General features: G+C 59.5%; 10 protein-coding genes. 4 read left to right on the top strand and 6 right to left on the bottom strand.

The window, feature by feature from the left end; translation table 11 throughout:
• Window positions 1-599: 599 nt before the first annotated feature.
• Window positions 600-1691 (bottom strand): hypothetical protein, encoded by a 1092-nt coding sequence (locus VFU66_RS13090; protein ID WP_326446709.1) that lies wholly within the window; start codon window positions 1689-1691, stop codon window positions 600-602.
• A 217-nt stretch (window positions 1692-1908) separates the two neighbouring features.
• Here VFU66_RS13090 and VFU66_RS13085 point away from each other — a divergent pair, with 217 nt between their 5' ends.
• From VFU66_RS13085 to VFU66_RS13070, 4 genes are all read left to right on the top strand, one after another.
• Entirely contained in the window at window positions 1909-2406 is a 498-nt protein-coding gene (locus VFU66_RS13085) for a TlpA family protein disulfide reductase (RefSeq protein ID WP_326446708.1), read from the top strand.
• 343 nt (window positions 2407-2749) lie between these two features.
• Window positions 2750-6127: a TonB-dependent receptor gene (locus VFU66_RS13080; RefSeq protein WP_326446707.1), complete on the top strand. Its 3378-nt coding sequence runs from the start codon at window positions 2750-2752 to the stop codon at window positions 6125-6127.
• A gap of 132 nt (window positions 6128-6259) precedes the next feature.
• A complete protein-coding gene (locus VFU66_RS13075; protein ID WP_326446706.1) occupies window positions 6260-6382 on the top strand; it encodes a hypothetical protein in 123 nt (40 codons plus the stop codon).
• Window positions 6383-6667: 285 nt separating this feature from the next.
• Window positions 6668-7504, top strand: coding sequence for a transporter family protein (locus VFU66_RS13070; protein WP_326446705.1), 837 nt, complete (start codon window positions 6668-6670; stop codon window positions 7502-7504).
• Between the two features lie 121 nt (window positions 7505-7625).
• On the opposite strand, the gene VFU66_RS13065 is transcribed toward VFU66_RS13070, so the two are convergent.
• The 5 genes from VFU66_RS13065 to VFU66_RS13045 all read right to left on the bottom strand — a co-directional run bounded on the left by VFU66_RS13065 (window position 7626) and on the right by VFU66_RS13045 (window position 10307).
• On the bottom strand, window positions 7626-8057 hold the full coding sequence (locus VFU66_RS13065) for an SRPBCC family protein (RefSeq protein ID WP_326446704.1): 432 nt from the start codon (window positions 8055-8057) through the stop codon (window positions 7626-7628).
• Between the two features lie 133 nt (window positions 8058-8190).
• Window positions 8191-8691: a chemotaxis protein CheX gene (locus VFU66_RS13060; RefSeq protein WP_326446703.1), complete on the bottom strand. Its 501-nt coding sequence runs from the start codon at window positions 8689-8691 to the stop codon at window positions 8191-8193.
• Window positions 8692-8826: 135 nt separating this feature from the next.
• The gene (locus VFU66_RS13055; RefSeq protein ID WP_326446702.1) at window positions 8827-9297 is read right to left on the bottom strand and encodes a hypothetical protein; all 471 of its coding nucleotides are present in this window, start codon (window positions 9295-9297) and stop codon (window positions 8827-8829) included.
• Between the two features lie 33 nt (window positions 9298-9330).
• Window positions 9331-9855, bottom strand: coding sequence for a DinB family protein (locus tag VFU66_RS13050; RefSeq protein WP_326446701.1), 525 nt, complete (start codon window positions 9853-9855; stop codon window positions 9331-9333).
• The gene (locus VFU66_RS13045; RefSeq protein WP_326446700.1) at window positions 9846-10307 is read right to left on the bottom strand and encodes a YraN family protein; all 462 of its coding nucleotides are present in this window, start codon (window positions 10305-10307) and stop codon (window positions 9846-9848) included. The genes VFU66_RS13050 and VFU66_RS13045 overlap by 10 nt, the downstream gene beginning before the upstream one ends.
• Window positions 10308-10513 lie beyond the last annotated feature (206 nt).

The raw sequence follows: 10513 nt of genomic DNA, 5'->3' as shown, positions 1-10513 counted from the left end.
GTACTTGAGCGGTGAATCCCGGCCATCCCTAGCTGTGAAACCTGCCCTATCCCCAAAAAGCGGGGATAGGGCAGGTTTCACAGCTTAGGTAAAGTGGCCAACCGTCGTAAAATCAGTCGGCCATTGTTCGTAGGTTTTGTGACGTAAATTGTGACGTGCAGCCTCAATCGCTCCCTGCTAACCCCAACAAAATCAACTGTGGCGCATTTTCCTTCCGTGCGGGCTGTTCGTGTTACTTCACCTTTTTTTCAATTGGTTATGACCCAGTTGGAGCTATACCCCGCCAAAACTCATAATCCCTTGGTTGGGGGTTCAAATCCCTCCGGGCCCACCACTGCTGGATGCCCGCTTTGCGTCATGGGGGGTTCAAATCCCTCCGGGCCCACCACTGCTGGATGCCCGTTTTGCGTCATGGGGGTTCAAATCCCTCCGGGCCCACCACACTTGAACTGCGCATAGACACTGCCGATTCACCTCCAAGAAAGGTGTCCAGAGGTGTCCATTGTTCAGTAAAGGGAATCTGTATTTTGCAGACTGGCGCGGAAAGAGGCTCGGCACAATCACCGGGCCTCTTGATCCTTGCCCGCTTTTGCGCCGACCTAGAAGGTTCGGGTATACGACGCAATGATCGTATAGTCGGAGAATGCGGCGTCTCCATGAGTGTGATTGGCGAAGTCCGTCACGCTGGTTTTACGGTTTCGCTGAATCGCCCATGGCCCGCTCACGTCGATCATGTTCCGTCCGCGCGAGTACATCAAGGCAGGCTCAATCGAGATGACATACCCTGGACGGCGAAAGCCGTTGCTTGAACCAAACGCATCGCGCACCGGAATGCCTTCCATTCTGCCGCCGAAGCTCAGAGCCAACCCCGTCACCTTCGGCACTGCATGCGACAAGCCGCCGCGCCACAGGTACTGGTCGGTCGCCGAGATCACGTTCTCGCCCGGTGCAGACCGGAACTGCGCCACTCCCGTCGTGTCCTGCGGATTGAACAGCCACGATCCGGTGAAGTAGCCGAAGGTATGAAAGTAGGTCTCGCGGAAGGCGTTGGCTCCCAGCGAAAAGCCCCACGTTCCATCGCCCGGCTGAATCGACTCATCAAACGGCTGCATTTGAAACTGTCCATTCGAGAGCAGTTTCAATCCCTTTGCGTCATTGATTCCCGTTGGCAGTTTCAGGCTGGCGGTCAATGCAATATTCCCATGGCTCTCCGTCGGCGGACGCCAAATCCACATCTGCCCGCCCACCAGCACATCGCCAATTCCGCCCGAACGGTACGTGTTGACCGCCGGCGATCCCTGCTGATGTCGCGTCGCCGTCATGGCGGGAATGTCTGCCGTCAGGCTCCAGCGAGGCGTCAACTGGTAGGCAATCGTCAGATCGTAAAGATTGACGTGGTTCTCGACCTCATTGTGCTTGGTCGCACGCTGCACCTGATACACCGTGCCGACATAGTGGCGAAACGAGCTATACGTGCGGAACCCTACCGTCACCGAGAGCGAATGCAAACCGCCCAGCCGTGCTCCAGGGTCCAGCCCAGCCGTCAGAGGCTGGGGCGAGTGTGCCGCGACGCAGCCTTGTGCCAGCGCCGGGATTGTGCAACTGCCCAACATCGCCGTCATGGCGACCGCCCATACCATCGATAAAATCCGCGTCCTACCTGCGCGAACGCGCCTTGTGTGCGTCTTCATGCCTGCTTGCATAAGCCGGTCTCCTCAGAAATCAGTCACAGAAAAGTTCATTTTTTTGTTTGAACTCTACGGAACGATAGCAATTTCTGTCCCCCGGCACACGAGCATATCGGTGGGGAAATCTCTCCATCTTTCGTTGGAGTTGCGCGTGCGATCGATTCGCTACACTGCACCCACCATGCAATGTTCATCATTAAGAGCAGTCCGCCTGTACGCTGTGCTTGCTCTCGCTCTGCTTCCGTATGCCGCGCAGGCGAAGCATGTGCCCAACCTCAGCTTCAGGGACCTCGACGGTCATCCGCAGAAGCTTGCCGCGCTCCAGGGCTCCATCTCAGTCGTCAGCTTCTGGGCCACCTGGTGCGGTCCATGCCGTATGGAGCTGCCTCGACTCTCGGCACTTGCGCAGCAATACGCTGCCCAGGGTGTTCGCTTCGTTGCTATCTCGATTGACGAGCAGAAGGACCGCGCCAAAGTCGGGCCCTATGTCACCCAGCAGAAGCTCAAAATGGACATCTGGCTCGGGGGAGACACCGACATGCTCGCTCGCGTCGGTCTCGGGGACATCGTGCCCGGTACACTCATCCTGGACCAGCAAGGAGAGATCGTCGGCCGCATCATGGGTGAGGCGCGCGAAGAAGACGTCCGTAGCAGCCTCGACTGGCTTCTCCATGGGAAGCAGGGTCCCGCGCCCAAGCCGCTCATCAAACGTTATTAACGGATTCCGGTTGGGTTTCACAGGGCGCAGAGGAACTTTAGGGAATGCTCACAGACTTAGTCAAACTCTCCCTGAAACACTCTGAGTCATTGGTGCCGAACGTCTTCGGGATGAAGAAAATCTCCACCTAAAGTTGGTTGTGAAGGCCTTCCTGTCTCTGCCAGACTTGCGCAGTCCCGACATTTCTGTGGATCCGGCTCTTCAGGCTGCTTCCGCTCGATAGCAACAGCGATTCAAGGAAATGATACGGAGCCAACCGTGCGCAAGGCGAAGCCAGGCGGCTGTTGAAGAAACGATCCGGTCACAGATACCCGGACAAGTGCAGGTTCAGTTCAGGAGACTTATGAGACGCGCATGGCTGCCAATCATCCTCGTGGTCGCGTTTTTTGCTGGTTCGATCGCTTTGGCTCAGACGAACTATGCCGTTCTGCGCGGCGTCGTGACCGATCCTCAGCACCTTGCGATCGCTCATGCGACGGTGACATTGACCTCGGTGAAGACTGGAGAGGCGCGGGAGTTCATAGCGAACGGGCAGGGCGTCTACGAGGCGGGCGGGTTGCTGCCGGGAGCGTACCTGCTGGAGGCGAGCAGCAGGGGATTTGCCGTAGCCAGGCGTTCGCTGCAGCTCGAAGTCGGCCAGCAGGCCACACTGGATGTGGTGTTGTCCATTGGACCGGACAGCCAGAGCGTGACGGCGGTCACAGCGGCGGAGCTGTTGAAGACCGCAGATGCAAGCGTCGGCGAGGTTGTGGACCAGCGGGCGGTGGCGCAACTGCCTCTGAACGGTCGAATGCTGGTGGACCTGATGCTGACGGTTCCGGGCGCGCACGTCAGCCACGGGGCACAGACGGGAGACATGAATCCGCTGTACTGGCGGCCGGGGCAGCGGTCGGCGATCAGCGTGGGCGGCAATCGTCCAAACTCCAATTACTTCCTGCTGGATGGCGCGACCAATACCGACCCGACCTTCAATACGCAGAACTTCAGCGCGTCGCCGGATGCCGTCGAGGAGTTCCAGGTATTGATTGGCAGCTACTCGGCCGAGATGGGCGGCGCAGGCGGCGGCCAGGTGAATATCGTCACCCGTTCGGGAGGGACGCATCTGCACGGCACCGCATACGAGTTCCTGCGCAACGGCGCAATGGATGCTCACTCATTCAACGAGATGGGGGGTACCAATCACCTGGTGCAGAACAACTTCGGCGCCTCGCTCGGGGGGCCGGTGCTGCCCGGAAAGAAGACGTTCTTCTTTCTGAACTACGAGGCGCTCCGCCACGTCCAGGCGGACACGATGACGATGACGGTTGCCACACCGGACGAGGCGGCCGGCGATTTCAGTGCGAGCGGTGTAACCATCTATGATCCGGCAACGACGGTGGCGAACCCAAACTACAACCCGGCGCTTCCTGTGAGCCACCAGAATCCGCAGTTCACGCGGCAGCCGTTTCCGAACAACAAGATTCCCACGGACAGGTTGAGTTCGGTTGCTGTGACGATGCTGACGAAGTATGTTCCCCAGCCGAACCTGATGATGGGGATGGGCAGCGGGATGACGATGATGGGCCAGCCGACGGTCGTGGGCTCGGGCAATGACTCCAATAACTATCTCGATGTGCGCAACGAAGTCCACTATACCGATCAGGGCACGCTGCGGATCGACCGCCAGTTCAACGCCGCCAATACAGCATTTGCGCGATACAGCGCAGGCGGAGAACACGGGTTCATGCCGGAGAACCTGCCCGGGTTCGGCTATGTGCACGACAATCTTTCGCAGCAGGGAGTGGGTTCGTACAGCCACATCTTTACGCCGTCGCTGCTGAACGTGGCGACGGTGGCGGTGTCGCGGCTGAGCATGGACCATACGACCGAGAGCGCGAACAAGAACGACATCACGGGCGAGCTGGGGATCGCGGGGATCGGGTTTGGCGGGCCGGGTGCATGGGGAGCACCCTACTTCGCGGTGCAGGGATATTCGCCCATCGGTGACAGCTTCTCGGCAACGCCCATGCACTCGTGGGACACGCTGGTCGAGGGACGCGACACGCTGACCTGGCTGCTTGGTCGCCACAGCCTGAAGTTCGGCGGCGTCTACCAGCGGTTCATCTGGCCCATGTGGGGGTTCTTCCAGAACCGAGGCTTCTACCAGTTCACCAACGGCTTTACGACAGACATTGGAGCCAACGACGGCACGGGCTCAGCACTGGCGAGTTTCCTGTTGGGCCTGCCCGCAGTCCGCCAGCGGCAGGCGGGCATTCCGCAGATGAATCTCAGCCAGTGGTACGCCGATGGCTACGCGCAGGACACCTTCCGCTTGGCATCGAATACGACGCTCGACTACGGTATCCGCTATGAATACATGAGCGCGCTGATCGACCGGAGATACACCAACAGCAACCTGACCTTCGCCTCCGATGGAACGCCCAGCGTCTTTATCGGTGGGCAGAATGGAATGCCGAAGGGCCTGATGTATCCCAACCGGGCAAACTTCGCGCCCCGGCTGGGAATCGCGCAGAGCATTCCCAGCCAGGGGCTGGTGCTTCATGCGGCCTATGGGATCTTCTTTACGCCGGTGGACATGAACACATGGTGCAATCAACGCCACAATGTCCCTTATACGTTCCCGGAGACGAACCAAAGCGACAACTTTACCCCGTCGATCAATGGCTTCAATTTCGCTCCGGCCGTGCTCGGAAAGACGGTCGTCAGCTTCACCGGGATGGAGACGCATCCTTCACCTCAGTACATCCAGCAATGGAGCGCATCGGTGGCGAAGAGCGTAGGCGCGAGCACGGTCGTCGAGGTCGGCTATCTGGGTTCTGTCGGATTGCATCTGCAGCGCGCTCATCTGATCAACAACGCGCTGCCCGGGCCGGGGCCAATTCAGCCGCGACGGCCATTCAAGCAGATCAGCTTCGTTCCCAATTCGGTGATACCGTCCAATGTGACGGTGGCGAGCACGACGTTTGGCGTCAGCACCATCAACCTGCTCGAAAACTCCGCCGAGAGCTGGTACGACGCGGGCTACGTGAATGTGCGGAGAACTGCGGCCAGGGGACTGAGTCTGCTGGCGAACTACACGTGGTCGAAGAGCCTGTCGAATGCGCCCGACTTCCGCTCGCCCATGTTCGAAGCATCGATTCCGCAGAACAATCACGATCTCGCCGCTGAAAAGGGACCGGCGTGCGACGTCAGGAACCGTGTCGCGGTCAGCGCCGTCTACGATGCGCCGACATGGGGAAGAAGCGGGTTGACGCGCGCGTTGACCGCAAACTGGCGGACTTCGGCGATCCTTCAGGTGCAGAGCGGATTTCCGCTCACGATCTCGGTCTTCGGCGATACTGCCAACGCGGGCACTGCGCTCGGCGAGAATCCCATACGTGCCAACGTGACCGGCAAGCAGGTCTTCGGGCCGGGGACGAAGAACGCAACGCACTGGTTCAATCCGGCCGCGTTCGCGGCTCCGCCCGCGTATACCTTCGGCAATGCAAGCAGAAATTCGGTTCCCGGACCAGGCATGGAGACGATGGATGTAAGCGTGGTGCGCGGCTTTGTGTTGACCGAGGCGCTGCGGCTGGAGACGCGCGGCGAATTCTTCAACGCTCTGAACCACACCAACCTGGGAACGCCGAACCGATTTGTGAACACGGCAGGGTTTGGGTCGATCACCGAAGTAAGCACCCCGGGAAGAGAGATTCAGGTGAGCGCACGGCTCTCGTTCTAAGGAAACTCTGATTAAGTCTTCGCTTTGAAGGGCGTGGCTTCAGCCACGCCACCACGTCCCTCAATTCAATGGGGCTTTAGCGCCTGAGGGAATCTTCGCGGACTTAATCAGACCTTCCCTAAGGAAACTCTGATGCAAGCGCTCGCCGCCAATCGCAGCATCGATTTCCCGCACGCCGTGCGCGTCCCGCTGCCTGCCGACCTCACGCATCCCGCGGATTTTGTACTTGAGTGCCCGCCCGGTACAATGAGGTAAGCGCCTGACAAATCCGCGATGAAGCGGAAGCCCACCTGTCCACGAGCGCAGTGGCAATTCTCTTATCTCGAAAAGCGGTTCCTGCTGGCTGTCGCTCGACGGTGAGAGCGGGGACTCATCATCTCCTTCGGGATTCAAATCCCTCCGGGCCTGCCAATTCCGGCCGCGCGTGGCCCATCACTCTGCATCCTCATGGCGAGGCAAATCTCAACAAAATAGTGGTCGCGGGCATTTTTTTGCCTCGATCAAGCTGTGCCTGTTCCTTTCACTCAGGAGGCCAATCCCTTGACTAAACGAGCCGCACTTTTTCTCTGCGTTCTTCTATTCGCCATACCGCTTCGTGCCCAGAGCAACTTCTTCGAGCGGTGGGAGGCCCGCACGTCCGCCACGCAATCGAAGCAGCCCGCGTGGCCACCGCCCCTGGCCACGCTCTTTCCGGGCCTCATCCAGGTGGCGCGCACGGACTTCTCGCGCCAGATCTCATCCACCCACGCCACCACCTGGAACTACGGCACCAGCAAGGGCGTCAACCTCATTCCATGGGCCAACACCGAGATCGACATCAACCTCCCGCCGTATCTTGAGCACAGCTCGCCCTCGTCGCTCGACGGAGCAGGCGACATGTCCTTCCTCGTCAAATACCGCGCCCTCGCCGGCGGCAATGAGCGCGGCAACTATGTCGTCAGTTTCTGCTTTCCCTTTTCCATCCCCACCGGCAGCCACAAAAACGGCAGCACCAATGCAAGCGTTTCCCCCACCTTTGCCGCAGGCAAGGGCTTCGGACGCTTCAACCTTCAAAGCACCCTGGGAGCCACGCTGCCCACTGGAAACACGATCAAACTTGGCCGCCCCATTGCCTGGAACACCACCGCGCAATACCATCTGGGTAAATACCTCTGGCCCGAGCTGGAAGCCAACGCGATGTACTTTCACGGCGGCCCCAACCACGGCAGGAATCAGGTCTTCCTCACGCCGGGGCTGCTCGCCGGAAAGTTTTCGCTGCGTCCAGGTGAACCCCGGAGCAGGCTTGGTCTGAGCTTCGGTGCAGGCGAGCAGATCGCCACCAGCAGGTTCCACGCCTACAACCACAACCTCATCGTCACGGCCAGGCTGCTGTTTTAGCAGCATTTGTAGCTCAAGTGGTTGCAAAACTTCGGGTGCCCCATCCTTTGTGCGCCCTTTGCACAAAGGGTGGGCCACCACAACTCTCCGACTCGACTGTCACAACGAGATCGAAACCGCCTTAAGACGGCGACGCAACGTGCGGCATACTCGACTCTGCCTTTCCGCTCTCCAGGTTTTTCTTAATCGCCAGACACCCGGCATCCACCAGCGGAGCAATCCTCTCCGCTGCCTGCTCGGGCAGAACATCGCTGATCCAGATAAAACGACACTGCCGTTCGCCCATCGGGACGATCCGCATCGAGGCGCTATGGTGTAGAAACACTTCGTTCAGCGTGGAGTAAACGACTCTCCGGTGTCCATCGTCCACAGTCACGATGCGCTCTTTCGCAACCATCCCGTTAGCAAACGTGACGGTGCGTACATCGCCCTCCAGCGTGCAGCCGGTCAGCACTCCGGCAAAGGGCCGGTCAGCCGCACCCACATCCTGAAGCGCGGCCCACGCTGTATCGGCAGAAACGTCGATCACCGCATCTCGATAAATCGAAGCCATCCGAAAAGGTCCTTACGCGGAGTCGACAGACCGGACACTCACACGACGGTGAATGCCGTCTACGCCTTAGATAACGGGCATGCATAGCGGATTCTTTAAATCCGCCGCATCCCCATGCCTCTGTGCAAAGAACCTATTGAATCTCTCCATACACCCTGACCGTAAACACGTGGTCGTTCAGCCGGTAGTTTCTCTCGACCAGAAACACCGGGGGCTGCCTGTGAACGGTGTACCGCGTTCCCGTCACCACCGTCGGCACCGAGAGCAGGCAGTCGGCGTTCAGCGGCGGGATCTTCGACTTCCACGCGCCCGCCAGCATATTGCTGATCTCGCCCAGCCCATCCAGAACGCCATCGTCCACCTCAGTCACGTCCATTCCCACCATCCGCGAGGTCATGTGCATGGCTGTATTCGCGCGGGCCTGCACAGTGCAGGCTCCACTCAACGCGCCTGCCAGTCCAATCACCGCCGTCAGGGTCTCCGAAGCCGGGTCCATGGTCACGCCGCCGTCCACAACGGCCACGGAAGCCCCCAGCATCAGACTGAAGACCTCTTCGACAGCCTGGTCCAGATAAGCCGCGTCCTTCACCATTGCGGACACACTCAGCGCACTCTGCTCCGTCACCTGCATCATCGGATCGTCTCTTTCGTCCAGCCGAATTTGTGAGCGACAGAAGCAGTCCGCCTCCACGCTACACACCCTATCGGCAGGCTATTTCGTATCCGTGAGCCGGCTTAAGTACTTGAGAAAACGCGCAGAAGCCGGTCCCTAATGCCCAAGCTCATACGGCGAATAGGTCAGCGTCCCATCCTTCTCCTCGTACCACAGGAAGAGATGCTTCGGACTATGGTTCACCTCAACCTCGATGATCACGCCCGAGCCGGTCCGCTTCGAGATCTTCACATCGTGCGACGTAATCGGGCCCCAGTCGCTCGCCGTCGTCCAGTCCTGCGTAAACCGCTGGAGCGTGTAGTCATACTTCTGCGGATGCTGCTGCCAGTTCGGATCATTCATCCAGATGCCGTAAGCCTTGCTGTAGTCCTTGGCCTCAAGCGTGTTCATAAACACGTTGATCCTGTGCTCGACTGGCAGCAGGGAAAAGAACCACCCATGCCCCATGATGTATCCGCCCAGCCCAATCACGACCGCAAGCAGCACCACCACTCCGCTGCCCACCAGCAGATTGCGGTTTCTGTTCTCGCGGCGTCGGTTATACTCCGGAGCATTCAGCAGCGTCATCTTCTATTCCCCTCGTTACTCAAACTCTAACTATTAGACACCGGTAGCATCGAAGCGGCAGCCTGCCCGCGCCAGATCGGCACGCAGGGCGCGCAGGTGGTGCTCCATGTGCGCAACATAGTCTTCAATCAGGAACCCCAGCGTCAGACCTTGCCCTGCCACAGTTCCGCCATTGGCCAGACTCTTCCTTTCCACGTGAGCAATCGTCCATTCCACATGCTCGTTCAAGGCAAACCACAGAGCCAGCACCTCGGGCCACCCGCGTTCTGCGTAATGCTGTACCCGCACCCAGCCGTCCTGCGCATAACCCGGCAGGCTCTCGCCCGGCGCAAGCTGCATCCTGACAATTCTGCCCAGATTGTTCACCGCCGAATCCGTCAGATGCCCAATCACCTGCTTCGCCGACCACTTTCCCGCCTCCGCCTGCGCGGTTGCCTCGTCTTCGGAGAGAGTCACCAGCCACGGCATCGCTCCGCGCAGCACCGCCGCCAGTCGTTCAGCAAGCTCAGCCGGATCGAGCAGCGCCACATCCGTTCCTTTGGTGTACGTCACCGCCATCCAAACGCTCCGCGATACAGTTCGAACTCATGGCCCGACGGCTGCAAGTATACCGACATCACATCGAACCGCACCGGCACTCTGTCGCGCTGTCCCTTTGGAAATCTACCCAGATACGCCCGCGCCATCCTGCGCAACATCCGCCGCTTGTCCTCGTCCACAGCAGACTCGGCGGGTTCATTGGTATCGCGTCCCGTCCGCGTCTTCACTTCGACAAAGCAGAGCCACTCCCCATCCCATCCAATCAAGTCAACGTCGCCCCACAGCTTCGGCGAGCGCCACCGTCTCGCCACCACCGTATAGCCCGCCCTGCGCAGATAAAACAGCGCCTCGCGCTCGCCCGCTGAGCCGGTCGCCAGATGCGCCGCCCCGCGATTAGGCCGCAGCGCGTCCAGCCGTCTCAACATCCACGCCTGAAGATCAACTACCGACGCTCGCTTCGCCGTTTTCATCCTTCCCAGCTTACTTCCACCGTGCATTTCCCGCGAACACACTCTCCATTTGAGCTCCTCATCAACCCCATTGATTCCCGTCCCGAACCCTGCCATACTTAATCGTGCCCACCACGCACAAATCTCAAAAACTTATACAGAGGTCGCGGACATGTCTGCAAAGTACATCTTCGTAACGGGCGGAGTTGTATCCAGTCTTGGCAAGG

This window comes from Edaphobacter sp. (assembly GCF_035763405.1).
Lineage (GTDB): Bacteria > Acidobacteriota > Terriglobia > Terriglobales > Acidobacteriaceae > Edaphobacter.
Note: the sequence above shows the minus strand (reverse complement) of the source record. Positions and strands in the feature narration are given on the sequence as shown.